The following is a 25,031-nucleotide window of genomic DNA, read 5'->3' as shown; positions in this document are numbered from 1 at the left end:
GGACGCTCTTCCGATCTGGCCCATCACGGGACCCGGCCGTCCATCGCGTGCCTTACCTGTCAGCTGGTCGACTCGTGGTGCCAGGCGGTGTGGTGGTCGGCCACGCCGCTGTCGTTCACGTCGAACCCCTGGTAGCGGGCCGTGGTGTTCTCATCGGCCTCGGAGAAGCTGCAGTACACCCAGATACCGCTTGCGTGGCTGTGCGGGTTGAGGCAGCCACGCGTTTTCCACGTGCCCCCGTCCTTGAAGTTGAGTGCTCCCACGGCCGAGCGGCTGTTCGTTTGGTCGTCCTTCACGAAGATCTTGTCGCCGTCCCGTACGAAGCAGACGTGGACGTAGGTGTTGTTCGACTTCTCGTCGCCGCTGCAGCCGTGGCTGTCGGCCTGGATCGAGGCGTCGAGCGCGGCGGCTTCGGCGGACGACACCGGCTGACCGATCACGATGTCGCCGGGGACACCCGTGTCATGTGACTCCGCGGCGACCCCTGGTGCCGAGAGTGCCAGGCTCGCCGCCCCCACCGCGCCCGCGAGGACCATCATCCGAATTCTGTTTCTCATTGCGGTTCTCCTCGATCGACTGCTACCGGCCGCGCCGCCATGGCGCGCTGGCAACAGGATTGGCGGCGGCGGAAGTCCTCACCACACCTTTTCCCCGGAGGGAAAACACGACTCGGATCCGCGGCGCCAAGGAAGTCGGTTTGTCCAGACCACCAGGCCGTCGAGAATGGAATCGTGAACCTGGCGGAGATCAGGGATTCGCGCTAAGGATTTGACGCATACTCGCCGATGGCGATCGGGCGCCGGGTCGTTCATTGTTCAGCTTCCCTTCTCTTGATGTTCACATTTTCGTAGAATGGAGACGATCATGAGTTTGATCAGGGAGGTTCGATGGCAGACAACGGCACAGCGACGAAGCAGGGCGCGCGCACCGCGACTGTCAACCTGCCGTTCGTCACTGCTCAGTTCCGTGCGCCGGAGTTGCACATGCCGCGGGCGCATATCCCAAACCGGCAGGAAATCGGCAGTGCGTTGCGGGTCGTGGGGTCGTACCTGCCGTCTCCCAAGCAGACGGTGTACTACGGGGGCCTCGCTCTGATGGCCGCGGCGGAGTTGATCGAATGGCCGGTGGCGGCTGCCGTCGCCATCGGTACCGCGGTTGCCGGCGGCGGCGAGAAGCCTCCGAACCGTGACGAGAAACCCGCGAGCGGCAGGGCGGCTCGGCCGTCCGAGCGAGGGGCGAAGCGGTAACCGGCCCCGGCGAATGCGCTTGCCGAGACCACTCGCCCTGGTCGCGAAAGCGGCTCGGCCGGCCGTGGTGATACTTCGCGAAGTCGCCGGGCCGGCCACCGGTCGCCGGATGTGGACCTCGGGCGACCGGCCGCATGGTCGCACGCATATCGAGGTACGTGGTGTGCATCGGCCAGGCGCGGAGGAAGCCGTCACGGACCTGCTGCGTACTTTATCCACAGTGGACGGTGTCCGGGGCGCGGAACTCAACGCGGTCCTGGGCCGGGTCGTGGTCAGTCATGATTCCGAAGTCGTGTCGGGCACCGAGCTCGCCCGCGTGGTGGCCGAGGTGGAACGTGCGTGGGAGCTGGACCGGTGCGAGCAGGCCGCGGCCAGTGCCGTGCACCCGGCGAACGCCGCTCCGCGCCTGCGCGAGCTGGCCGCGATCACGACCCAACTGGTCGGCCTCGGTTACACCGTCGTCGGCAAGGTACTGCCGGTACGCGCGGTTTCGCCGGTCGCGTCCGCGCTGATGTCCCTTGTGGACTCTTCGCCGCGGATGCGTGCGGCGGCGGAGGCCGGGCTCGGCCGCCCGGTCACCGATGCGGTGCTGGCGATCGGGGGTGCGGTGGGCCAGGCGTTGGCGCAGCGGCCCATCGGGTTGCTGGCCGACCTCGGCTACCGGCTCTGCCTGAACCGGGAGGTGAACGCCAGACGGCAAGCCTGGCAGCGATGGGAACGCACGACAGCGGATCGGCTCTCCGCACATCGCGCCGAGCCGGTGGAGTGCCCGCCTCGTGCCCGGCCGTTGCCGCCTGGGCCGATCGAGCGAGTCGCGAACCCCGCGAGTGTGCTCGCGTTGGCAGGCTATGGATCGGTGCTGGCGGTCACCCGGAATTCCCGGCGTGCGTTGGCGATGCTCTTCGCCGGTACGCCGCGTGCCGCGAGACTGGGCCGCGACGCGTTCGCCGCCCGGCTCGACGTCGATCTGTCGAAGGCAGGCACCCAGGTGTTCGAGCCGGATGCCTTGCGGCGGCTGGATCGCGTGGACATGGTGGTGCTCGATGCCGCGATACTCGTGTCCGGCCGGCAAGTGGTGGACGATCACGTCGTCCTCATCGACGAGGCGGCCGATCCGGCCGAGATCGTGCGGCGGGCGCACGATTTGATCGATCCTTGGCGGCCGCGGGACCGGCGCGAGCGCGGTGACTGGGCTGTGGTGCCCGTCAACCAGTGGAGGACGGCTCTGTCCGCCTATTCGCGACGGGCCACGCATGACGCGATCGCTGTACTGCGTAACGGCGCGCCTGTGGGCGTGGTCCATGTCGTCGCGGAAACCGCCCCGTTCGCCGAGGCCGTCGTCGAGTCGGCCCGCCACGCCGGGACGCCTGTGCTCGCCGGGGCCGGTCACAGGCTGGCGGCGCAGTTGCGGGTGGAGCGAGTCCGGCCGGCCGGCGAGCGTTTGCCCGACACAGTGCGAAATCTGCAAGCCGATGGTCATGTCGTCGCCGTGGTGTCCACTCGCCGTCGCGACGGGCTGGCCTGTGCCGACGTCGGGATCGGTGTGCTCGACGACGACGCGGATACGTTGCCCTGGGGCGCGCACGTGGTATGTCCCGACCTCGCGCGGGCAGGCGTGGTGCTCGAGTCGGTGCGGGTCGCTCGCCGCGTCAGCCGGCAATGCGCCGCGATGACCATCGCAGGTTCTTGCGTGGGCGCACTGCTCGGCGCACTCGGACCTGATCGGTCGGCGCCGATTCGTGCTGTCTTTCCCGTTCAGCTCGCCGCGATGTTCGCGCTCGGCGTGGGGACGTGGGCAGGGACGACACCAGGCCGCCTTCCCACCCCGACGCCGACGGACCGCACCCCGTGGCACGCGATGTCGCGTCGCTCGGTCCTGGCGCGCCTGGCGAGTACACGGGACGGTCTGGACGAGGCCGAACACGACCGTCGGCACCATGCCCAGCACACCGAGAACCGGCAGGCGGAGGTCGGGCTGGCGCGGGCATCGGTGGAGGAGCTGGCGAATCCGCTCACGCCGGCGCTCGCGGCCGGTGCCGGCGTGTCCGCGAGTCTTGGTTCCCTCATGGACGCGGTGATGATCGCCGGGGTGCTCGGCCTGAACGCGCTGATCGGTGGTGCGCAGCGGCTCGGTGCCGCCCGGGAGTTGGGCCGTTTGGTGGATACCAACGCCTTGCGGGTACGGGTTCGGCGCGCTGGGACCGGGCGGGTCGAGCGCGTCGAGGACCTGGTGCCCGGCGACGTGGTCGAGCTGCACGCCGGCGACGCCGTGCCCGCCGACTGCCGGGTGCTGGAGGCCACCGGGCTCGAGGTGGACGAGTCCAGACTCACCGGTGAATCCCAGCTGGTGCGCAAGACAGTCCACGCGACAGCGGCGCCGGCGATCGCCGACCGGGCTTCGATGCTGTACCAGAACACGGTCGTCGCGGCCGGACGGGCGTTGGGGGTGGTCGTCGCCACCGGCGGGCGTACCGAGATCGGACGGACCACCCGGGCCATCGGTGAGTCGGCCGGGGAGACGGGAGTCGCGGCGAGGCTTCGTGCGTTGACCAGGATCACGCTGCCGGTGACCCTCGGTGCCAGCGCGGTACTGATGGTCTCCGATCTCCTCCGCGGGCGCGCGATCAACCAGGCGCTGGGCCGTGCCGTCGGGCTCGCGGTCGCCGCCGTGCCCGAAGGACTCCCGTTCGTGGCGACCATGGCCGAGCTCGCGTCCGCCCGGCGCCTGGCCCGTCGCGGGGTACTGGCCCGCAACCCGTCGACGATCGAGGCTCTCGGCCGGCTCGACGTGCTTTGCTTCGACAAGACCGGGACCCTCACCGAGGGACGGATCGCCCTTCGGCTGGTGTCCGACGGTCATGACGAGCGGACGCTCTCGGATCTCACGTCGCCACTTCGCGAGACGCTCGCCGTCGCGGTCCGCGCGAGCCCATGGCACGAACGCGACCATCCGTTACCCCATCCGACCGATCGGGCCGTGCTGGATGGCGCCGCCACCCTCGGAGTCGTACCGGATGGCCTGGAGTGGGTCGACGAACTGCGCTTCGAACCCTCCCGCGGTTATCACGCCGTGCTGGTCCGGGCTCCGCACCGCATGGTGGTGAGCGTCAAAGGCGCACCGGAAGTCGTACTCGCCCGATGTCACCGGTGGCGGCGGCCCGGTGGGCCTGCCGTGTTCGACCCCGGTTCGCGGCTGGAGGTGAACGCGGCGCTCGACCGGTTGGCGCGCAAGGGTTACCGAGTGCTCGCGGTCGCGGAACGCGTCGCTTCCGGTTTGGCGAAGCTCGACGATTCCCACATCGACGGGCTCGACTTCTGTGGCCTGCTCGCCTTCGCGGACCCGGTCCGGCCCACCGCGGCGGACGCCGTGAGCACCCTGCGACGTGCCGGAGTGGGCATCGTCATGATCACCGGTGATCATCCGAGCACGGCGGAGGCCATCGCGGCCGAACTCGGCGTGCTGAGCGGGGCACCGATGTCCGGCGCCGAACTGGACGCCCTCGACGACGACGAACTCGCCGAGCGCCTACCGGGGACCACGGTCTTCGCGCGGGTCAGTCCCGCACAGAAGGCCCGGATCGTGCGCAACCTCCGTCGTGTCGGCCGGGTCGTCGCGATGACCGGAGACGGCGCCAACGACGTGCCTGCCATCCGCCTGGCCCATGTCGGCATCGCGCTCGGCTCCGCGGCGACCCCGGCCGCGCGCCAGGCGGCCGATCTCGTCGTGACGGACGACCGGATCGAGACCATCACCGGCGCGATCGTCGAGGGCCGGGCGATGTGGGCCTCGGTGCGCGACGCACTGTCCATCCTGCTCGGCGGCAACCTCGGCGAGACCGCGTTCACCCTGTCGGCCGGGCTGCTCAGCGCGCGGGACGCGCTGAACGCGCGGCAACTCCTGCTGATCAACCTGCTCACCGACGTCCTGCCAGCCATGGCGGTCGCGGTGCGCCCACCACCACAAGTGACGCCCGAAGCGCTCCTTGCTGAGGGCCCCGAAACCTCGCTGGGGGCGACTCTCAACCGCGACATCGCCAGACGGGCCGCCACCACTTCGGCGGCCGCGTTCGCCGGCTGGCTGCTCGCCCGGCCCGTCAGCACCCCGGCACAAGCCAGCACGACCGGGCTGGTGGCACTGGTCGGCGCGCAACTCGGACAGACCATCGCCGTCCGAGGCCGGACACCATTGGTCGTCGCGGCCGCAGGCGGCTCGCTGGCCGTGTTGGCCGGCATCGTGCAGACGCTCGGTCTGAGCCGGTTCTTCGGTTGCCGCCCGCTGCTAGCGCACCAGTGGGGCATCGCCCTCGCCGCGGCCGCCGTGGCGACCGCGGTGGAAATCCTCGGCCGGGCACGGAATTCTTCCGCAGTTCACCAGGCCATCATCCAGAGTCCTCCTCGGAGCACACCCGCGTGAGCCACCGTTGGCGTTGCCCACTGGACGCTCGCCTGAACGGACAACCAGCATGGCCGACTTCCTCGCAACTCTTCTTGCCAAGATCGCCGCGAACCTGCTCGAGTCGCTGATCTTGCGGATCGTGAACGCCTTGTCCGCCGAAACGTTCACCGCGCCCGCCTGACGCACGAAGTCGATGCCGGCGACGGCCCCACAGTGTGGTGGCCCGCAGGCACTTCGATGAACGCCGCCCTAACTCGGCGAACTACCAGGTGGACGGTGCTTCGTCACTGTGGCCAGTCAGCTTCGAACAGGGCTCTGACCTGTGGTTATCGAGAATCCGCTGGTTGCTTGGAGCAGTTGTGCTCCGTTCAACGACTCCGAGTGAGTCCGCGCGGCGCCTGAGTAGCGTCCGAGGTACGCCGCAGCCGCCAGTCGCAACACCGTGTCGTCCAGGTCTGAGGGCTCCATGACCTCCCATGCTGGGTGGAAGTACCTCAGGCACAAGGCCAGGATGAGCGCGCCATCCGTGCCGTCCCCCGATCAGCCGCGCTCATTGGCGCGCGACCCGCGGCATGACAGCACGACCGGCCAGTCAGCTGGCAGATGATCGGACCACGCGCCTGGCGATCTCCGCGTCCAGCGGGCTCATATCCTCGCTCACCGGTTCCGATGGCGGCCACCAACGAAAGTCCAGCGCTTCACCGTTGACGGTCAGCCGAGGCACGACCTGGAGCTGAACCCGATATACGGCTAGGAGTTCCCGACGCTCCGGCTTCGTGAGATCGAACTCGGCCACGGCGGCGAACGACAGGTCCACGCCGTGGATGCCGGTCTCCTCACCCAGCTCCCGCACCGCGGCCTCGCGCGGGCTCTCACCCGTCTCCCGCATCCCTCCCGGAAGCTCCCACTGCCTCCGCCAGCTATCGAACATCATCAGGACTGCTTCCGCGTGGATGGCGACGACCAACGACGCGGGCACAGCCACGTGTTTGACCAGACGCCCCATCTCCTCTTCCGCGACAAAACGAAAGTCGACCAAGGCGTTGCCGGCACGATCGCGGATCGGAAGTTCAGCCACGACGCCATTCCACCGCACTACCGACAGAAAGCACACAGACGCCCCCCGGCAAAGTCCGTACATCGGCATGAGCGAAGGGTCTGTCGAACGAACGGTGTAACTCGGGTTGAAGGAAACTACTCGCGTCCGGCGGCCAGGCGGCCGTCGAAGGCGTGCAGGGCGGGTTTCCAGCGCGTGGTCCAGCGGGTGCGCGAGATCGGCCAGAAAATGCTGCTGCCACAACAGGTGCAGCGCGCCGCGCGACGGGTCGGCGCCCGGCAGCCGGACGATCACGTTGTGGCGGTCCTTGCCACCGGACTCGACGTAGGTGATCTCGTAGCCCGCGTCGGTGAGCTTCTCGGCGACGTACTCCGCCGTGGCGCGTTCACCGACCAGCGTGTCGGAGCCCGCCGACCCCCTGCCGCCGCCTGGTGGACGGCGTGTGAAGACCCACTCGGGCGCCTGTCATCCCAGGCCGAGTCCCGCGGTCAGGGGTCCGTAGAGAGTACGCACGTACGAGTCCGTGAGGTGATTGTCCNGTGCCCAGATCCTGCTCGACGAGTGCCCAAGATCTCTCGGGAGTGAACTGCCACTGCCAGCCCAATAGGGCGGCGATCTCGCCGACGAGCGAGGAGGCTTCGGCGCGCGCCATCGTTCTCCCAGGTCTGGCCGGATTGAGTGGCCGCAAAGTGTCTAGAAAACCCGAAGCCTATAAGGTCAACGGGTTGAATGATTGCTCATACCGGGACATGTCCCAGCCAAGGATGTTTCGCTTACCTTGATTCTTCGCAAGTTCGAGCATCACTGCCGTCATCGTCCGCTTCGTTCGCGTCCACGCGTCCGGGCTATGCCGACTAAGGTAAACCACGTGCCATTTGTCAGGGTCGGGCGTCCAGAGAAGCCAGAAGAATGCGCCACCTGTGTCGTCGGTGGCGAACGGCACAACTCCGCCAGGTTCGGGAAATGGCGGATAAGTATCATATTCGTATTCCCTGGCTGTCTTCACATTGGCCAGAGCCTGATCGAAATCACCCTGAAAAGCCTCAAGGTAGCCGTTGCCCTGTATTGGATTGATGAGCCTGACCACGTGACGAAACATTCCCGACGGGAATCTGGTCATGAATTCTTTGTAATCAGCCGGGAGGGGCGTTTTCAGGCGACGCTCGACGACATCCCAGTCCACTTCGGGAGCCACGGAGCCGCTCCAATCAAGCGCGGCGGCAATACTATCCACTTCAAGGCGATAGTCGGCGATAGTCAACGCGAGCTCCTTCACAGTATCCGACGCCAGGTCAGACAGTATCATGCCGGGCCAGCGACCTGGTCCCGACATGACTCTCTCAGCGAACTGTTCGCAGAGCGACTATTTTACTGGCACACTGCCCGCGGCGGGTTGGGGACATTCTCCACTAATGCGAGACACCGGAAGTTGCCTTTCATACCCCATGCCTTGATATACAGCCTGGCCGGCAACGCGTCTCCCGGACTGTTGTAGTAGGCGCTGACCCGATAATAGACTCTTTCGCCCTGGCGCACAGCTCGAGCGATCGGCTCTTCAATGTCCCATTGCATGACAGGCGTGTTGGCCAGCCTGTGCAGCGGTACGATGTTCTGCACATTATGCACTCCGCCGAACATCGAGGCGATGAGGTGCGACCGGTGGGTGACGTTCTCGATGTGCCCGACAGGAGTGTCCGGGTCGCCGTCCTCTCGGGGGGGCGCGAACCCGCAGCGCCGGTCAGTTCACCGTCCCGGTGACGACCACCCGGCGGCACCGGACACGTCTCCCCTTGTCCGACCGGAAGCGATCCCTTACCCACTCGCTCGTCACCCGTATCAGTGATTCTCGCCGACTCACCATTCGTGGCATGTGGATCACCGGTTCGTGTCGCGTGCCCGCCCACTTGCCGTAGCGGAGGCCCAGCTTCCACATCGACACGCCTAGGGCTCACTACACACAGTGTCAACGCCCGTGAAGCCCACCCCTGGCGCAAAACACGAAAGACTTACGTGTTTATCGTAGGAAGATTCACGACTCGCCGATGGCCCGGGAAATCGTTTTTTGACAGAGCGCCAACGTGGTGAAAATCTTCGGTCGCTCCTCGCGAGAGCACAACCGAACACGAAATCCGAAACAAGGAGCCCCTCAATGCAGATGTTCACCCAGCACGTGCACCACGGCCACGACCTGATCTCGGGTCTGCTCGCGCACCTGGCCCACGTGCTCGGATGGCTGGTCTGACGCTCTGAGCAACAGGGATTGACGGGGGCCAATCTGTTGGCGCGGGTCGGCCCCTCGTGTTTGCGACCCGGTAAAGGGACACACCCGTGTCCCTTTACCGGGTTCCGGTTTTCCACCGCAGAAAAAGGTGACCGCCGATTCTCGGATTCTTCTTTTGCCCGGCCCACAGGCGGCGCGGGCCGGACCCCCCAGTAACCGGCCCGCGCCCGGCACCGCGGTGATCCCCCCTGGCGACCACCGCGCCACCCGACCATGGTGCGGCCGGGACCGGTCCTCGCGCATGGGGGCCGGGACCCCATATTCCGGTGGGGGCCGCCAGGGTGCCCGGCCGTCACTCTCCGGACATCTTCGTGCGTGCGCTGAATGTGGGGGTGCCACCCCCATGTGCGTGCCCCGCCGAACTGAAACCATGACCGCCGTGACGCCCCCACCATCGGCGACGTCCCTGCCGCCGAGGTGGTGGGTGCACGGCCAGACCCCGCGCGAACGGACAGCGGACAAGCCCGCATGGGCGGATTTCGCCGAACACGCGGTCACCGCGCTTCTGCCGGAGCGTCCCCCAGCCGGTGACTGGCGTGTCGAATTCGCCGGGGTCTTCAGGTCGCTCGTCCACACCGCTTCGCGTGACGCGATCCCGGACGACCTTCCCGGAGCCGATGTCGAAGCCCTCCGTCGGGGTTTCGCGGCCCAACTCGGCCAGCATCTGCTCAAACTCGCGATCCGCACACTGGTCCTCGAACTCCACCGCGACCGCACGGCCGGAAGACTCCGGGGAGAGACGCCCGAAGAGCGCTTCTCCGATTTCGTGCGCAGGCAAGCCACTCCGGCCGGGCTCGTCCGGTTGTTCGGCGAGTACCCGGTCCTGGCCCGGCTCGTCGCCCAGGCGTGCCTCCATGCCGCCGAGGCCCACGCCGAAACGCTGGCCAGGTTCTCGGCCGACGCCGCCTTGCTGCCCCGTTCGGTCGTCGACGGCGAACTCGGCACGCTCGTCGAGGTCGCGGGCGGGATCGGTGACTCGCACGCACGCGGGCGTTCGGTCAGACTGCTCCGGTTCTCCAGCGGCGCCAAGGTGATCTACAAACCCCGGCCGCTGATCCTGCACGAACGGTTCACCGACATCGTCGCGCGGCTGAACAAACGACTGCCCGGGCTCGAACTGCGGACCGCGGACGCGTTACCGCGTGCGGGCTACGGCTGGCTCCGGTTCGTCGAGCACCGGCCGTGCGCCGATATCGGCGACGTCGACCGCTTCTACCGGCGGCAAGGCATCCTCCTGGCGCTCCTGTACGCGCTCGACGCCACCGACGTCCATTACGAGAACATCATCGCCTGCGGCGACCAGCCGGTGCTGATCGACATCGAAACGCTGTTCCAGCCGTCGCCCCCCGATCCGCCGTCGGGCGACCCCGCGGCGGCGATGCTGGCGCGATCGGTCCAGCGCACGCTGCTGCTCCCCCAGCTCTTCGCCGGCGAACACGGCGCCGTCGACATCTCCGGTCTCGCCGGCCGCGGCGGCAAGCTTCCCACCGACCGCGTCGAGTGGGCCGATCCGGGCACCGACCGCATGCGGCTGGTCCGGGTGCCCGGCGAACTCGCGGGCGGGAACAACCTGCCGCGGCTCGACGGCCGCGACATCACGCCCGCCGAGCACAGCGCCGCGCTGCTGGCCGGATTCCGCCTCGGCTACGACGCGATCTCCACCGGGCGGGACGAACTCACCGAGCACCTCCGGCGCTGCGCCGAGGATCCCATCCGGGTGCTCGTCCGGCCGACGAACTTCTACTTCCGGCTGCTGGACGAGACCACCCATCCCGATCTGCTTCGCGACGCCGCCGACCGCGACCACGCGTTCGACCTGCTCGAAGAGGATTCCGCCGACGAGAAGAAGCTGCTCCGCCTCGTGCCACACGAGCGGGACGACCTCTGGGCGGGCGACGTGCCGATGTTCACCTCGAACCCCGGCTCGACGTCATTACTGGATTCACGCGGCGAGAGCGTCGAAGGGGTGGTCGACCGGGCGTCGCTGGACACCGTTCTGGCGAAACTCGCCGACATGGACCCCCTCGACCAACGCGACCAGGAATGGCTGATCTCGGCCACCCTCGCCATCAGCACGGCGACCGCGGGTCATCACGGTGTCGGCGAGACCGCGGAAACGGCGGCGCCGAACCAGGCGCCCGACGCGGAACGACTGCTGGTCACCGCGTGCGGTATCGCCGACCAGATCGTCGCCAACGCCTTCTCCGACGAACACCGCTCCAACTGGCTCGGGATCGAACTCGTCGACGACCGCTACTGGACCGTGCTGCCGATGGGCGCCGGGCTCGGTGAGGGTTACTGCGGTGTCGCGTTGTTCCTCGCCCAGCTCGCCGAACTGACCGGGATCGCGCGATACCGCGATCTGGCCGCGTATGCGATCAGCCCGCTCCCCGGCCTTTTCGCCACGCTCCGCGCGGACCGCGAGCTGGCCGCCACCGCCGGCTGCGGCGGCCTTCTCGGGCTCGGCGGCGTCGCGTACACGATCGCGCGGCTCAGCACGCTGGTCGGTCTTCCCGCCGGCGATCTCATCGAGCAGGCCGTCGACCTGATGCCCGACGCGACCCCCGAAACACCCTCCGGGTTCACGACGGGGCTGGCGGGCGGTGTCGCGTCGATGCGGTCGGTGTATGTCCAAACAGGACTGGACTCGGCACTGGCACGGGCGGACCGGTACGCCGGAGAACTGCTCGGCCGCGAACGTCCACAAGAGAAGTCGTTCGCCCGAGGTTCGGCCGGCGTCGACTGGGTACTGCGGGCGCACGATCGTTCCGGCGAAGAACCACCCGGAAGGGCGGACGATCGGGCGGAAAGCACCGGCGGATGGTGCGCCGGTCTCGCGGGTGCCGCACTCGGCCTTGCCGCTCACCTGCCTGATCCCGGACACGCCAGGGATCTCGACCGGACGGTCAAGCGGCTGGCCGATGGGGCGCCGTTGAAGGATCTCAGCCTCTGCCACGGCGAGTCCGGAGTGGTGGACGTGTTGTGCGTATTGGCGGAGAACGGGCACACTGGCGCCGCCGCCGCGGTCCGCCGCCGGACCGGTCATCTGCTCGCCGCCATCGACCAGCGCGGTGCCCGCTGCGGGACACCTGGCGCGGTCCCCTCGCCAGGGCTGCTGAGCGGTCTGGCGGGAATCGGTTACGGCCTGCTGCGGCTGGGATTCGGTGACCGGGTCCCCTCCGCGCTCCTGCTCCGCCCCGACCGGCCGCATCCCGCGGCCACCGTTGTTCCGCCGGTAAATCGAGTATGAGGAGAAACCCGCATGTACGAAAGAGATCTGCCCGCCACCGAAGACGTCCTCGGCGCCGTGAACCTGCCGCGCGCCCTCGAGGTCGGCTCGCGCAACCACGCGCTGGCGGGCGGCAAGCCGCGGCTGAGCGCCAACCCGCTCGCCACCCTGTCCACGGACCCCGGTTCTCCGTCCGTCGTCAGCGTCTTCACCGGCGGCTGGATCTGAGTAGCCGCCGGTGAACCCGCGACCGCGATCGACGTCGGCAGGACGCTGCCTGGTCGGAAACTTCACGATCACGATCAAGGCGTCCTGCCACCGCGATAGCGGGGCCTTCTGCCGGGCGGGTTCACGCGTTCGGTCACTTTTGCGCTACATCCTCAGCTCCGCCCATCGGATCTGAGACAGGCTCACGAAGGCGGGTTCGCGCCGCCCGCCTTCGTGATCGTTTATTGGCCGTGGCGGGGAAATCCGCTCGCTATAGTCACGGCGATGGGGATCCGTTCGTCGCGGGTGATCGGCCGTGACGCCGAACTGGCCGAGCTCTCCGGAGCTCTCGATCGCGCCATCGCCGGCCGCGGCGGCGCGATCTTCCTCGTGGGCGAAGGCGGCATCGGCAAATCGCGGCTCGCCATCGAGGCCGCCTCACGAGCGGTCGCCGCCGACATCCCGGTCTTGCAAGGCCGGGCCAGTTCGATCGGCCCGCTCGTCCCGTTCCGGCCGCTGGCCCAGGCGCTGTGGTCGCATTTCCGTGGCGGCGGCCCGCCGACGGCCGCCGAACTCGACCCGTTCATCCCCGTGCTCGCCCAGCTCGTCCCCGACTGGGGCCGGGGCGACCGGCCGCGGGAATCGGGTTCCCTGCTGGTGCTCGCCGAAGCGGTGTTCCGGCTGCTGGCCGTCACGAGCCGCGATCGCGGTGCGCTGCTGGTCCTCGACGATCTCCAGGACGCCGACGCCGAGACGCTGTTCATTCTCGAATACCTCGTCGACAACCTGCCTGCGGCGCAGGCCCTGTTCGTCGGCACCCTCCGCAACGAGCCCTCCGACGCCCTGCGCCTGGCGACCTCCGGCGCGCAGCGGATGAGCTGCGCCCTCGTCGAACTGGGCAGGCTCGGCCTCGCCGACACCCGCGCCCTCGCCGCCGCCTGCCTCGAGACCGAGCCGGGACGGCTTCCGTCGGCCGCGGCGGAACTGTTGTGGCGCAACAGTGCCGGCCTTCCGTTCATCGTCGAGGAACTGCTCCACGGCATGGTGAACGACGGACTGCTGGTCGAGGGCCGCGACGGCTGGCGCGTCATCGGCGAGCTTCGAGCCCGCGTTCCCGCAGCACTGGTCACCAGCATCGGCGTCCGGATGGAGCAACTCGGCGAGCAGGCGGGCGAGCTGCTGTCGGTCGCGGCGATCATCGGCCGCCGCTTCCCGCTGACGGTGGTCCAGACGGTCACCGGCACGAACGACCGCACGCTGCACAACCACCTGAGCGCCGCGGTCTCGGCGAACCTGGTGACCACCGACGAGACGACGCCCGGCTGGTACGCCTTCCGTCATCCGCTGACCGCGGAAGCGTTACTGGCACGCCAGTCACCGGCACGGAAGGCGGCGCTCGCGCGTCAGACCGCCGACGCCGTCGAAAAGCTGTACCCGGGGCTGCCGGGCGACCTGTGCGCGCTCGTCGCGTCGCTCCGGCTGACCGCGCTGGACGAACAGGCGGCCGGCCGCCTGTTCGCGGAAACCGGTCGCCGTGCCCTCGACGCGGGAGCCGCCGACTCCGCGGTCACGATGCTCACCAAGGCCGTCGACCTGCTCGCCGCGGCCGACGCGGGTGATCGGGCCGAGGTACTGGAGACGCTGGTGCACGCGCTCGGGCAGACCGGTCAATTCGACCGCGCCGTCGAGCTTTCCGCCGGATTCGGCGAGATCGGCACTCTGGAACGGGCCGCGAAACTGCATACCCAGCTGGCCTGGGCCGCCTACATCGCCGGACGGCACGACGAATGCCTCGGCCAGATCGAACGCGCCCGCGCTCCACTCGGTTCGGCGATCTCGCCTGCTCAGCAGGCCGCGCTCGACGCCGTCGAAGCGAACCTCTGGCTGGACGTGCCCGGCCGGGCGGGCACGGCGGAACGGCTCGCCCGTCAGGCCTGGAAGGTGGCCGAGGCCACCGAGCAGCCGTTCGTCGTCTGCCAGGCGCTACAGGTGCTCGGCATGCTCGCGCTGTCGCGGGACCTCACCGAATCCGAGCACTACATGCAGCTCGCACGGCGGACCGCCGAGGACAACCATCTCCACCACCTGCGCACCCAGGCGCTGGTCCGGCTGGGCGGGCATCGCGTGCTGATGAACGGCGACGAGCAGACCCTGCTGCTCGCCCGCGCGGACGCCCAGCGCACCGGGTCGATCACCCTGCACTGCGCGGTCGATTCCGTGCGCACCATGCACGCGATCCTGCGCTGCGAATTCGGCACCGCGCACGCGCTGCTGGCGGAGAACCTCGCCGTGCTGGGCAGGCTCCGGCTGACCGCGTTGCTGCAGTACGCCCATATGACGAGGGCGATGTCCGCCGGGCACCGGGCCGACCGCCCCGCGATGGAGCAGGCGCTCGACGACTTCCGGGAGAGCGGCGGTGAGAACGCGCAGGAGATGGTGCTCAGCATCGGGCTCGCGCGGGTATTCTGTTCACTGCTCGAAGAAGACTTCGATCGGGTCCGCCGCGAACTCGACCAGGTCATCGAGCTGGAGGACCGGCGGCCGAGCCGGTTCCACCTCGCCGGCCAGCACGGGCTCCGGACGCTCGTCGACACCCTCGGCGGCGCGCCCTGCCCGGAGAACGGATCCGCCGTGAGCGGGATGCGGTGGAACCGGCAGTTCGTCGAATTCGCGCACGCGGTCGAGCACGGCAGGCGAGGTGACGCGGCGGCGGCAGGACAGGCGGTGGCCGCCGCGCTGGAGACGTCGGCGCCCTATCCCCTGGCCCGCCATCTCGGGCTCCGGCTCATCGCCGAACCGGCCGCCGCCGACGGCTGGGGTGATCCGGCGGGCTGGCTCAAAGAGGCCGAAGAATTCTTCCACCGCAGGGACATCCCGGCGGTCGCGGCCGCCTGCCGGAGTCTCCTGCGCAAACTCGGCGCACCCGTCCGGCAGCGCCGCTCCGGGGTCGACCGGGTCCCCGGCGACCTGCGAGCGTCCGGCGTCACCGTGCGAGAGTACGAGGTCCTGATGCTGCTCGCCGAGCGGATGGGCAACAAGGACATCGGCGCCCGCCTGCACATCTCGCCGCGGACGGTCGAGAAGCACGTCGCGAGCCTGCTCGCCAAGACCGGGCTCGCCGACCGTGCGGCCCTCGCCGAACGCGCCGCCGGACCACGACCTGGCATGCTGTGACCATGAGCGACCTCACCGTGTACGGCGCCGGCTGGTGCCCCGACGTCAAACGCAGCCGTGCCCTCCTCGACTCGAAGGGCATCGAGTATGACTACATCGACGTCGAAGCGGATTCCGGCGCCGAGGAGACCGTGCGGGCGCTGCAGAACGGTGAGCGGCGCATCCCGACCATCGTCTGGCCGGACGGCACCCACCTGGTCGAGCCGAGCGACGACGAGCTCACCGCCCACCTGAACCGGTGACCCTTCCGGACGTCCCGCCCGGCACGAGGGTCGTCGTCCGGTACCGGATCGAGGGCGGGTTCACCGACGCGCTCGGCTACCTCCGTTCCCGTGGCGACACGGAATGCACCGTGGAGACCAAACGCGGACTCGCGACGATCCGGCTGGCGGACATCGTGCTGGCGAAGACGGTCCCGCCACCACCAGCGCGGCCACGCCGGGCCTGACCACCCGTTTCGCCCCGGCACCACCGGGTAAGCCAAGAAATCCCCAGCAGGAGGTTCCCTTGGCTACCACAGCGAAAGACCCGGACGGTCCCACCGAGTTGTCCCGACGATCATGGTGGGCGGTGCTCAAACGGACGTTCGTCCAGTTCAACCGCGACAACATGCTGGACTGGGCCGCCGCGCTCACCTACTACGGCGTGCTCTCGCTCTTTCCCGGTCTGCTCGTGCTGACCGCGATCCTCGGTCTACTCGGTCCGTCGGCCACCCAGGCCCTGGTCGAAAACGTCGGCCGGATAGCACCCGGTCAGGGCCGGGACATCCTGATCGGTGCGATCGAAGAGCTGTCCAAGACCGGCGGCCTTGCCGGACCGGCGGCGATCCTCGGCACCGCCGGCGCGTTGTGGTCCGCGTCCGGCTACATCGGCGCGTTCATGCGGGCGTCCAACGTCCTCTATTCGATGCCCGAAGGCCGCCCGATCTGGAAGACCGTGCCGTTGCGGGTCGGACTCACCATCGCCGTGCTGGTCGTGCTCGCCTTGTGCGCCGCCGGAGTGGTGGCGACCGGCGGGATCGCCCGCTACCTCGGCGACCTGATCGGCCTCGGTTCGACCGGCGTCCTCATCTGGGACATCGCGAAATGGCCGGTGATCGCGCTGCTCGCGGGGCTGGCGTTCGCGATGCTCTACTGGGTGAGCCCCAACGTGCGGCAGCCGAAATTCCGCTGGCTGACACCGGGCGGCCTCGTGGCCGTGCTGCTCTGGGCCGCGGCCACCGCCGGATTCGCCTTCTACGTCGGCAATTTCGGGTCGTACAACAAGGTCTACGGTTCGCTCGCCGGTGTCATCGTGTTCCTGATCTGGCTGTGGATCTCGAATATCGCCGTCCTCCTCGGCGCCGAACTGGACGCCGAACTCGCGCGTGGCAAGGAGCGCGCCTCCGGATCCCCCGCCGACGACGAACCCTTCCTCCCGCCGCGTGACACCAAGGCGATGGACGACGACGAAGCAGCCGCGGTCGCCGAAGCCGAAACGAAGACCACCGACTGACACACCTGTGAAGGGCTCCTTCCCTCGACCGAGGGAAGGAGCCCTTCACGATGCCTAGCTCTTGCTCGACTTGGTGGCCTTCTTCTTGGCCTCCTTGACCTTGCCCTTGACGGTCCCGACCGCGTCCTGCAGCGGCGCGTAGGTGCCGTAAAGCGCCGGATCGGGCTTCGGGGCGGTGCCCGGTCCGCCGAGTGGCTCGGGTTCCATCAGGTACTCGATCCCGTCCTCACCGAAGCTCCAGCCGCCCTTCGAACCGTCCGGACCGTCGGACAGGTGCCAAACGGTGTCGTTGTGCTCCTGGTTCTCCTCGTCGAACAACGCCGTCGGCGCGATGTCGCCTTCCAGGCCGTCGGCCCTGAGTTCCTCGATCGCGGCGAGCCACTGCTTCTGGTGCACCGTGTCCCGCGCGAGGTTGAACTGCAGCATCGCCTTCACACCGGGGTCGTCGGTCATGTTGTACAACCGGGCCGTCTGCAAGCGGCCCTGCGCCTCGGCCGCGACGTTCGCCCGGAAGTCGGCCAGCAGATTGCCGGACGCCACGACATAGCGGCCGTTCCAGGGATAGCCCTGGCTGTCGCTGGGCGTGGCGCCGCCACCGGAGATGATCGCCTGCTGGGGATCCATCCCGCCCAGGATCGCCGCGGTGGCCGGATCCTTCGCGGCTTCGGCCACCGTGGTGGCGGGCGCCCCTTCGAGGAGCCGGGCGACCATCGTCGCGAGCATTTCCACGTGACCGATCTCCTCGGTTGCCGTGTCCATGATCAAATCCTTGTACTTGCCCTCGATCCGGCAATTCCAGCCCTGGAACAGGTACTGCATGGTGACGGTCATTTCACCGTAGGCGCCGCCGATGAGCTCCTGCAGCTTACGGGCGTACAAAGCGTCCGGCTTTTCCGGTTTGGCCTCGAATTGGAGCGATTTGGTATGACGGAACACTGACAACCTCCAGAGAATTCAGGGGAACGGACTAGCGCGAGTCGGCGATCGGCGCCTTCGAACCGGAGAGCGGAATGAGCCCGAGGGCGATCATCCCGACGGCGAGCCCGAGGTGCAGCCAGTTGTCGGCGGTGTTGACCGGCACGAAGTTCGCCGCCGACCCGTGGTCGATCAGCAGCCCGTACAGCCAGAGCACGAGGTAGATCACCCCGCCGCCGACGAGGAACGCTTTCGCGCCGGTCGCCGTCCGGGCCAGCAGAATGCCCGCGACGCCGAACGCCAGGTGGACGATGTTGTGCAGGATCGACACCTGGAACACGCCCAGCAGCAACGCGCCGGACTGGTGCCCGGCACCGCTCAGCTGCTCGTAGTTCGTCGTGATGCCGGGGATGAAGCCGAGAATGCCGACGAGCAGGAAGACCGCGCCCACGCCGAGGGCGATGAGCTGGCGCGGAGCCCGCCGAACCGTGGCCGGCGATGCAGTCATGGATTTCCTCCGATCCAGGTGGAACAGGATGGGCGAACAGCACGTCGAGTACCCGTGCGGAAGCCGCTCACACCGGAAAACCGGCGTTTTCGATTCCGTGGGAATTCCCGTGTAATCCGGCTCGCCCGGGGTAGCCCCCGCGAAGCGCACACGTCACCAGGAGGGTGGAAATCGTGGCCGAGGACAACGCACCGCAGGCAGGGCCGGTCGGCAGGCTTTTCCACGCCGGATTTCACGCGCTGGCGGCGCTTCGCGGCGCGAGGGCCTTCCACCCGAACGGACTACTACTCAAAGGAGAACTTCAGGCTTTGAGGCGCGATGACCTCACACTTCCGGAAGAGCCGGTCGCCGTCACCGTGCGGATGTCCAAGGGAGCCGGTCTCCCGGGGCGCGTGCCTGACGCGCTCGGCCTGGCGGTGCGGATCCCGGCGGTCGGGGGCCACCCGTGGGATCTCACGTTGACGACTTCGGGCACCGGCCTCGCCGGCCGCGTGTTGCCGCGACCGGCTCGCGCCTGGACCACCGGTCGCTACAGCTCGTTGCTGCCCTATCGCACAAAGGATGAACTGGTCTGGTTGTCGGCCCGCGCGGAGACGTCACGGCACGCCGAAGCGTCGCTGGGTGGATTGAGGCGGCTGGTGGCCGAAGGGCCGGTGACCTACCTCGTCGAGACCGTCCGCGCGAACGGCCATCGGAAGCCCTGCGCGACACTGACCCTCCACGAGGTCGACGAAGACTCCCCTCGTCCCGCCTTCGATCCGATGCTCAACCCACCGCCAGGCTGGGAGCTGCGGCCCGGCTGGCTCTCCGGGCTACGCGAGCGGGCCTATGAAGGCAGCCGGGAGGGTCGCTGAGTCACCCCGCGGGCGGCTTGTCCAGCGCGGTGCCGAACATCAGTCCGCTCGGCGGCGGCTTGGGCATCTTGTTGATCACGGATTTGAGCCCAATCAGGGACGTCTTCCGCCGCGCGGTATAGAGCGTTATACAGAAACCGTTTTAGGGGGAATAGACCTTGACCGTCCACAAGGGACATTAATCAAGACCCGCCTGCCCGATTCGAGTACTTCGCACGGCTTCGCGACAGGGGTCGCGAGTGGCAAAGAGCAGCGGCGAGGGTTGCCGCAGGTCACGCGCTCGGTTGCCCTGGCCGACAGGAGCCGACCGCGCCCCTGAGCGTCCGCCAAGGACACTTTTCGCTGACTCAACGTCTGATTGATGACCGGATGGGGGTCGCGAGTGGCGTTTCGGGTTAGANNACCCGACCCACGACCAGGGCCGAAGGCTCCCTTCGTCGCATCAGACGCAGCGAAGGGAGCCTTGACCCCACCCATCAACCTCACCCAAGATCAACTTAACTACGTGGCAAAGAGTGCTCTAACTCCTCATTGCCAACTCACGACCCCGTTGCAGAACTGTACATATCGGCACAAACCAGGCATTCAGTGACCGAAGAGTGTCCCCAGTGGACACACAGGACACGGCCGCCCTGCCGGTGTCCAGAATCACGCCGCGAGGGCTTCTTTGACGAGTCCACTCCCTGGCAGAGGAAGCCTCCTTCTCAACTACATGAAGGACCCCTTCATTGCGCCTAGCGCCGTGAAGGGGTCCTTCATGTAGTTCGCGAGACGCGGCCCGGCCTTACGGGTAGCTCACCAGGTTGCTCGGCCGCGTGTCCGGTGGCGTCACCGCCCCGGCGTCGTTGATCACGTGCGTGATGGTCCCCTTGTAGTTCAACGAAACCGTCACCATGTTGTGGAACCGGACGCCGGAGCGGTTCGGCACCTCGAACGCGTGATACAGGTTCACCGAAGGGTTGTCGTTGAAGAAGCAGTAGCTGCCCAGTCCCCACGCCTCGTGGGAGGTCACATTGTCCCCCACCTTGTACGCGGCGTACCCGTTGAGCCCGTTGGGGCTCTTCCAGCCTGCCTGATCCGGGACGTCGTACGGGATCTCGTTCTGGAAGAAGATCGTCCTGCCGTTCTGGCCGTTCCAGATCACCTGGTACTTCTGGTAATGCTCGACGAACAGGCCGGTGGCCAGCACGTTGTCGCCGTTGACGACCACGCCGGTGTCACCGGTGTTGATCGTCCAGCCGTAGGTGCCGGCGTTCCCGTGGTCGGCCCGCCACGCCCAGATGTGGTCGATGATCGTGTCACGGCTGTTGACGATCAGGCTGTTCGTCGCCTTCCCCGCGATCTGGCCGCCGATCCGGAAGAACACGTCCTGCAAGGTCGTCGGGTTCGCGGAGTGGTTCGCCGTCGAGCCCGCCTGCCCGACCGTGAGCAGCGACTGCGAGTTGGTCGTCCCGGCGTCGAACAGGAGGCCCTTGATCCGGACGCCGTCCACGTCGGCGACCTTCATGGCGTCGACACCGTTGTCCGGCACCAGTGTCGGGTAACCGATGCCGAGGACGACGGTGTTCGCCTTCGTCACGTTGAGCGTCTGGTTCAGGTGGTAGACCCCCGGAGTGAAGAACAGGTTGCAGCCTTGAGAGAGCGCGTTGTTGATCGACGCCGCCGTGTCCCCCGCCTTCACCACGTAGAACTGGCTCATCGGCAGCGAGCCGCCCTGGGTGCCGCCGTTGGCCCAGCTCGGCCCGGAAGCGTTGGTGCGCAGCGAAGGCAGGAACACGCGGTACTTGCCGGAGCCGTCGAGGTACAGGTACGGGACGTCGCGGGACACCGGCGTGGTGCCGAGCGTCGTCTCCGGCGGATTGGGGAAAGTGTTCGCGGGAGCGCCGCTCGTCCCGGAGAAGACCATGTTCCAGACCCCGCCGTCCCAGCTGCCGTAGCTGCTGTCCCGGGTGTACCACTGCTGCTGCGAGATCGACGCGGTCTGCCCGGACACCTTGCTGTCGGCCGTGTAACCACCGCTGGCGAACCCGTAGCTGGCCGGGTACAGCTGCAGCCCGCCGCGGATGTCCATCCGGCGGAACGGCGCGGCCTGCGCGACGGCCCAGCGGGTCGATCCGCTGCTCGGGACGACGGCCAGGTTCTCCGCCGAGCGCCAGAAGTTCTGCAGCGCCACACCCTTGTCCGACTCGTTGAACGCGTCGACGGTCACGTCGCCGTTGATCACGACGTCGCCCGGGTTCTGCCCGAGGCCCGCGACCGAGGTGTAGTAGCCCACGTTGTCGTGGATGCCGTTGTACACGCCGGGCTTGAACAGGTGCGCGTACCGGCGCTCGGTGAACTGCGCGGTCAGGGTGTCCTTCTGCGCGTTGAAGTCCGCGTCGAGCCGGGACTGGATCGACGCCGCGGACATCCCCGGGTCGAAGATCCGCACGTTCGGGCCGAAGTCCGGGACTTCGGCCTGAGCCGGGCAGGTCGCCTGTGTGGATCCGATCGTGTAGCTCGCCGACGTCACCGGGGAATTCGCCGAACCGGACTTGAGTGCGATCGCGGAGATCGTCGAGGACGCGGAGACCGTGATCGGCCCGGTGTACAGAGTGGACGAAGCCGTCGGCGCGGAACCGTCCACTGTGTACCGGATGGTCGCGCCCGCGGTCGCGCTCGACAGGGTCACCGAGCGGGCGCTCGGGTAACTGCCGCCCGGCGGATCGAACGTCGGTGACGCGACGGTCGTGCCGCTGCCGCCGTGGGTGTACGTGAAGTGCGGGGTGTCGTACTGCGGCCCGTTCTTCTCGTAGGTGAACCAGTAGTCGAGCACCGTGCCCGCCGACAGCGAGCCGACGGTGTGCCGCCACGTGCCCCCGTTGTCGGTCATGCGGACGTTCTGCTGCCCCACTCCCGGAACGCCGGTGTAGTGGATGTCGACGTAGCGCGCGGGGGTCGCCGGCGTGAAGGAGAACTGCGCCTGGGTCGCGTTCAAGGACGCGGCGTTCTGGCTGTAGTCGGCGGCCGCGGCGGTGGCACCGCCGAGCCCGGCAGAGATCAGGAGCGCGGAAAGGCCGAGGGCGAGCGCGCCCCGGACCCCTTTCCGCCGTTTGGGCTGCACGAAGATCCGGTTCACGTCGTGACACCTCCGGCGTTGGAAATCCACGGGCGAAGCAATTCGTTGCGCGCCACAACAAAGTAGCGGTCCGCGCGATATGTCCAGATCACGCTTTGGTAACAGTGGTGGTCCAAACCATCGACTACTCCGGACGGCTCCCTCGGACGCTGCCATTCCGCTCGCTTCGCACCGCCGTCTGGGTCACCCAGGCCGCGATCTGCGCACGGGAATCGAAGCTCAGTTTCCGCAGGATGCGTTGGACGTGGCCCTCGGCGGTGCGGCGGGAGATCACCAGCCGATCGGCGATTTCCTGGTTGGACAGGCCGTCGGTGATCAAGACCGCGACCTCGTGCTCTCGGTCGGTGAGTACCGTCTCGACCTCGGCGACGGGAGCGCTCTCCGCCACCTCGGCCTCGTCGAGCGCGAAGGCGACGGCCTCTTCCAGGGTGAACTCGCTCCCGTACCGAGACAGGACCGCGTACCGGCTGTCACCGAGCGCCTCACGGGTCGCCGCCTCACAGTCACCGTGCGGGGCGCCGAAGTACTTCGAGCCGAACATCGGGTAGCCGACCGATTGCCAGATCCGCCCCGCGCAGCCGAGCAGGGTCGCCGCGCGCACCCAGTGCCGCAGCGACGACTCGATCCACGCGAGCACCTCGATCGACAGCACCATGCCGAGCAGGTCGTTGAAGGTGCGCTTGATCTTCAGGCAGTTGCGCGCGTAACCGGTCGCCAACTCGAATTCGCCCCGGTTCAGCGCCACGAGCGCCAGTACGTAGATCGCGTAGGCGTAGGCCCATTCCTCGCCATGCGCGGCCCCGATCGCGCGCGCCTCTTCGCACAGCGCCGCGGCCTCCTCCAATTCGCCGAGGAAGATCGATGCGATCGCCATCTCGATTCCGGCCAGCATCACGTTGCCGTTCATCTCGCCCAGCCGCCGATAGCGGATTCGGGCGTCCTCGAACAGGTCCTTCGCGTAGCCGACGTCGTCGCCGACCAGCGCGTTGCAACCCAGGCGGTGGGTCGCGTAGGCGAGCGCCGCCTCGTCCCCGACCCTGCCCGCTTCCGTGCGGCACTCCCCCAACAAGGTCACCGCATGCGAGACGTCACCCTGCAGGGTTGAGACGTATCCGTTGACCCACAATGCTTTCAAGCGGTCTTCGCCGCCGTCTGGGACGGCTTCGAGCGCGTGGTCGAGCCAGTGTCTCCCCTCCCCCAGCACACCGCAACCCGCCCAGTAGAACCACAACGTGCCCGCCAGCTTCAACCCGGTCCTGCCTTCGGACGGCGTGGCGAGACAATAGTCGAGCGCGGCGCGCAGGTTCGCGTGCTCCAGTTTGGTCCGCGTGAAGATCTCCGCCTGATTCGGCCCGAACCATTCCCGCTCGCTCTGCTCGGCCTGCGCGAGGTAGTAGTCCCGATGACGGCGCAGGATCGAGTCCTCGTCACCCATATCGCGGAGCTTCGCCCTGCCGAACTGGCGAAGCGGCTCCAGCAGCCGGTATCTCGTCCGGTCACCGTCGCGTTCGAAGAGCAGGACCGACTTGTCCACCAACCCGGCCAGGTGCCCGAGCACCGAACGAGCGGGCAGCCCGTCCCCCGCGCAGACGGATTCGGCCGCGTGCAAGCTGAACCCACCTCCGAAGACCGACGCCCGCGCCCAGAGGACACGCTCGGCGGCTCCGCACAGGTCGTGGCTCCATTCCACCGCTGCCAGCAGTGTCTGGTGCCTGGGCAGTCCGCCGCGTTCACCCTTGGCGAGTAAGTGGAAACTGTCCGCCAGCCGGGTCTCCAGCTCTTCGAGCGACAGCGCCCGGAGCCGGACCGCGGCCAGCTCGATCGCCAACGGTATCCCCGCGAGCATCCGGCACACGTTCGCGACCAAAGCCTGGTTTTCGTCGGTGACGACGAACGCCGGCTCGACGGCGGCCGCCCGTTCAGCGAACAACGTCATCGCGGGATAGCCACGCCAAGCCCCCGAGCGCAGCGGGACCAGCGACTCAGGCAGCGGTAACGGCGCGACCTGCCAGAGGTGCTCCCCCGGAATCCCGAGCCGTTCCCTGCTGGTGGCGAGGAAGCGGAGCCCCGGCGACACCCTCAGCAGCCGATCCGCCGACGCCGCACAGACCTCGATCAGATGTTCGCAGTTGTCCAGGATCACCAGGATCCGGCGCTCCCTCAGGTGATCCGCGAGCACGTCCGCCTGGTCGCGGCCCGTGTCGTCGCGGACGCCCAGCGCCTCCAGTACCGTGTGAGCCATCAAGTCCGGGTCGGACAGATCCGCGAGTTCGACGAGCCAGGCACCGTCGGGGAAGGCCCGGCGCAGTTCGGCGGCGGTACGCAGGGCCAGCCTCGTCTTGCCGACCCCGCCGACCCCGGTCAAGGTGACCAGCCTCGCCTTGGACAGCAGTCTCTTGACCTCGGCGATGTCCTTCTTTCGACCCACGAAACTCGTGGTCCCGGCGGGGATGCTGCCCGGCCGGCCTGCTGCGGCCGCAGTGCCCACCCCTGAACCGTACGGACGCCTGCGACCGGCGGTCAACGAGGCCCGGGGCCCGTTCGCTCGGTC

Annotated in this window: 17 protein-coding genes and 1 pseudogene; 9 read left to right on the top strand and 9 right to left on the bottom strand. The window is 68.0% G+C overall.

The genetic code is table 11. The features are described from left to right. Positions 1-59 precede the first annotated feature (59 nt). On the bottom strand, positions 60-557 hold the full coding sequence (locus tag LCL61_RS23845; protein WP_340681762.1) for a hypothetical protein: 498 nt from the start codon (positions 555-557) through the stop codon (positions 60-62). A 330-nt stretch (positions 558-887) separates the two neighbouring features. Here LCL61_RS23845 and LCL61_RS23840 point away from each other — a divergent pair, with 330 nt between their 5' ends. Both LCL61_RS23840 and LCL61_RS23835 read left to right on the top strand, forming a co-directional pair. Then, the gene (locus LCL61_RS23840; RefSeq protein ID WP_340681761.1) at positions 888-1,247 is read left to right on the top strand and encodes a hypothetical protein; all 360 of its coding nucleotides are present in this window, start codon (positions 888-890) and stop codon (positions 1,245-1,247) included. Positions 1,248-1,260: 13 nt separating this feature from the next. After that, complete coding sequence (locus tag LCL61_RS23835) at positions 1,261-5,661, top strand: cation-translocating P-type ATPase (RefSeq protein WP_340681760.1); 4,401 nt, start codon at positions 1,261-1,263, stop codon at positions 5,659-5,661. Positions 5,662-6,235: 574 nt separating this feature from the next. Here LCL61_RS23835 and LCL61_RS23830 read toward each other — a convergent pair. The 4 genes and pseudogenes from LCL61_RS23830 to LCL61_RS42640 form a co-directional block, all read right to left on the bottom strand. Then, entirely contained in the window at positions 6,236-6,574 is a 339-nt protein-coding gene (locus LCL61_RS23830; RefSeq protein WP_340688661.1) for an NUDIX hydrolase, read from the bottom strand. A 375-nt stretch (positions 6,575-6,949) separates the two neighbouring features. Continuing rightward, positions 6,950-7,102: pseudogene (locus LCL61_RS42645) on the bottom strand (M20/M25/M40 family metallo-hydrolase); the annotation flags it as partial. 307 nt (positions 7,103-7,409) lie between these two features. Continuing rightward, on the bottom strand, positions 7,410-7,961 hold the full coding sequence (locus tag LCL61_RS23825) for an SMI1/KNR4 family protein (RefSeq protein WP_340681759.1): 552 nt from the start codon (positions 7,959-7,961) through the stop codon (positions 7,410-7,412). Positions 7,962-8,068: 107 nt separating this feature from the next. Further along, positions 8,069-8,338 carry a hypothetical protein gene (locus LCL61_RS42640; RefSeq protein WP_425341930.1) on the bottom strand — a complete coding sequence of 90 codons (270 nt, stop codon included), beginning with the start codon at positions 8,336-8,338 and terminating at the stop codon, positions 8,069-8,071. A gap of 1,013 nt (positions 8,339-9,351) precedes the next feature. Here LCL61_RS42640 and LCL61_RS23820 point away from each other — a divergent pair. From LCL61_RS23820 to LCL61_RS23795, 6 genes are all read left to right on the top strand, one after another. Then, positions 9,352-12,231 carry a type 2 lanthipeptide synthetase LanM family protein gene (locus LCL61_RS23820; protein ID WP_340681758.1) on the top strand — a complete coding sequence of 960 codons (2,880 nt, stop codon included), beginning with the start codon at positions 9,352-9,354 and terminating at the stop codon, positions 12,229-12,231. A 12-nt stretch (positions 12,232-12,243) separates the two neighbouring features. Further along, positions 12,244-12,438: a hypothetical protein gene (locus LCL61_RS23815; protein WP_034318598.1), complete on the top strand. Its 195-nt coding sequence runs from the start codon at positions 12,244-12,246 to the stop codon at positions 12,436-12,438. A gap of 264 nt (positions 12,439-12,702) precedes the next feature. Then, positions 12,703-15,591, top strand: a complete 2,889-nt coding sequence (locus LCL61_RS23810) for a helix-turn-helix transcriptional regulator (RefSeq protein ID WP_340681757.1) — start codon at positions 12,703-12,705, stop codon at positions 15,589-15,591. Positions 15,592-15,593: 2 nt separating this feature from the next. Continuing rightward, positions 15,594-15,833, top strand: a complete 240-nt coding sequence (locus LCL61_RS23805) for a glutaredoxin family protein (protein ID WP_125677434.1) — start codon at positions 15,594-15,596, stop codon at positions 15,831-15,833. After that, positions 15,830-16,039 (top strand): ferrous iron transport protein A, encoded by a 210-nt coding sequence (locus LCL61_RS23800; RefSeq protein WP_340681756.1) that lies wholly within the window; start codon positions 15,830-15,832, stop codon positions 16,037-16,039. Before LCL61_RS23805 ends, LCL61_RS23800 begins: the two co-directional genes overlap by 4 nt. A 59-nt stretch (positions 16,040-16,098) precedes the next feature. After that, positions 16,099-17,085 (top strand): YihY/virulence factor BrkB family protein, encoded by a 987-nt coding sequence (locus LCL61_RS23795; protein ID WP_340681755.1) that lies wholly within the window; start codon positions 16,099-16,101, stop codon positions 17,083-17,085. A gap of 54 nt (positions 17,086-17,139) precedes the next feature. Here the strand turns inward: LCL61_RS23795 and LCL61_RS23790 are convergent, their stop codons facing one another. Continuing rightward, entirely contained in the window at positions 17,140-18,021 is an 882-nt protein-coding gene (locus LCL61_RS23790) for a manganese catalase family protein (protein ID WP_340681754.1), read from the bottom strand. A gap of 31 nt (positions 18,022-18,052) precedes the next feature. Then, positions 18,053-18,508, bottom strand: coding sequence for a DUF4383 domain-containing protein (locus tag LCL61_RS23785; RefSeq protein WP_340681753.1), 456 nt, complete (start codon positions 18,506-18,508; stop codon positions 18,053-18,055). 173 nt (positions 18,509-18,681) lie between these two features. On the opposite strand from LCL61_RS23785, the gene LCL61_RS23780 reads away from it, so the two are divergent. Next, a complete protein-coding gene (locus tag LCL61_RS23780) occupies positions 18,682-19,362 on the top strand; it encodes a hypothetical protein (RefSeq protein WP_340681752.1) in 681 nt (226 codons plus the stop codon). Between the two features lie 784 nt (positions 19,363-20,146). On the opposite strand, the gene LCL61_RS23775 is transcribed toward LCL61_RS23780, so the two are convergent. Both LCL61_RS23775 and LCL61_RS23770 read right to left on the bottom strand, forming a co-directional pair. Further along, positions 20,147-22,480 carry a chitobiase/beta-hexosaminidase C-terminal domain-containing protein gene (locus tag LCL61_RS23775; RefSeq protein ID WP_340681751.1) on the bottom strand — a complete coding sequence of 778 codons (2,334 nt, stop codon included), beginning with the start codon at positions 22,478-22,480 and terminating at the stop codon, positions 20,147-20,149. 124 nt (positions 22,481-22,604) lie between these two features. After that, complete coding sequence (locus LCL61_RS23770; RefSeq protein WP_340681750.1) at positions 22,605-24,968, bottom strand: ATP-binding protein; 2,364 nt, start codon at positions 24,966-24,968, stop codon at positions 22,605-22,607. Between the last annotated feature and the right edge of the window lie 63 nt (positions 24,969-25,031).

The organism is Amycolatopsis coloradensis, from assembly GCF_037997115.1.
In the GTDB taxonomy this organism is placed as follows: Bacteria; Actinomycetota; Actinomycetes; order Mycobacteriales; family Pseudonocardiaceae; genus Amycolatopsis; species Amycolatopsis coloradensis_A.
Note: the sequence above shows the minus strand (reverse complement) of the source record. Positions and strands in the feature narration are given on the sequence as shown.